Origin of the sequence: uncultured Limnohabitans sp. (assembly GCF_937889215.1) — a bacterium.
GTDB lineage: Bacteria > Pseudomonadota > Gammaproteobacteria > Burkholderiales > Burkholderiaceae_C > Limnohabitans_A.
Window position 1 is genome coordinate 1 of sequence record NZ_CALBEX010000230.1, and the last position, 1,293, is coordinate 1,293.

Sequence of the window (1,293 nt, forward strand, 5' to 3'; positions counted from 1 at the left end):
CTTGCCTTGGGCCACGCGGCTGGTGGCAAAGTCCAGCACAAAGGGGGCGCGGGTGCCCATGGGCACGCCGATGCAGCAAGGGTTGGTGCCAAAGCGCCCATCGCCACCGCCAAAGGGCGCGACCACCGGACGCGAGAGCACGTTCACAAAATGCACCGACACCAGGCCTTGGGCCACGGCCATTTCGGCAAAGTGGCCAATGCGGCCCAGGTGGTGCGAGCGGCTCAGGGCTATGGTGCACACGCCGTGTTGTTTGGCACGTTCAATGCCCATTTGCATTGCTTGCACGCCGGTGATCTGGCCGTAGCCGCGTTGGCCGTCCAGGTTCAGCAGCGGGCCGGTGTCGAGCAGCACTTTGACGCCCGTGTTGGGACTCAGGCCCCCTTCGAGCACGGCGTCCACATAACGCGGCACCATGCCCACGCCATGCGAGTCGTGGCCGCTCAGGTTGGCCATGACCAGGTTGTCGGCCACTTGCGCGGCTTCGGCAGGCGTGCTGCCCGCTTGTTCAATGATGTGGGCAACTTTGGTGCGCAGGTCGTTGGCAGAAATGGTGTGGCTCATAGGGGTCTTGTCGTCTGTAAAAAAATCCATCACAACGGTTTGCGCCGAGTGTCTTGGTCGGTCGGTGGCTTTGGCCCCGAAATGAGGCTTGTGCCGAGGCAGACAAATGTCGGACCTGAAGGTGCCGACCTACAGCAGCCTGCCTGCCTGTCCGGTGTCGATACGCGGATCAAAACGGTGCTCACATCACCGCGCCGACTTGCCACGGCACGAATTCGTTTTGGCCGTAGCCATGGCGCTCGCTCTTGGTGGGCTCTCCCGAGGCAGCGGCCAGGATCATTTCAAAAATCCGCTGACCCATCTCGGCAATGCTCACGCCGCCGTCCACGATCTCGCCGCAGTTCAGGTCCATGTCTTCTTCCTGTTTTTTCCAGAGGGCGGTGTTGGTTGAGAACTTGAGGCTTGGCGATGGCGCGCAGCCATAAGCGCTGCCGCGCCCTGTCGTAAAGCAAATCAAATTGGCACCACCCGCAACCTGGCCTGTGGCGCTGACGGGGTCGTAGCCGGGGGTGTCCATGTAGACAAAGCCTTTGGCTGTGACGGGCTCAGCGTATTCGTACACCGCTTGCAAATTGCTGGTGCCGCCCTTGGCTACTGCGCCCAAAGATTTCTCCAGGATGGTGGTCAGGCCGCCCGCCTTGTTGCCGGGCGAGGGGTTGTTGTTCATCTCGCCGCCGTTGATGGCGGTGTAGTTTTCCCACCATTTGATGCGCTCGATCAGTTTGTGGG

1 protein-coding gene and 1 pseudogene are annotated in these 1,293 nt (G+C 61.5%); both read right to left on the reverse strand.

The genetic code is table 11. The features are described 5' to 3' along the window. Positions 1-564, reverse strand: a 564-nt coding sequence (locus Q0341_RS05815) for an Ldh family oxidoreductase (RefSeq protein ID WP_299511171.1), incomplete at its 3' end; no start/stop codon positions are given. A gap of 181 nt (positions 565-745) precedes the next feature. Continuing rightward, positions 746-1,293, reverse strand: a pseudogene (locus Q0341_RS05820) (UxaA family hydrolase); the annotation flags it as partial.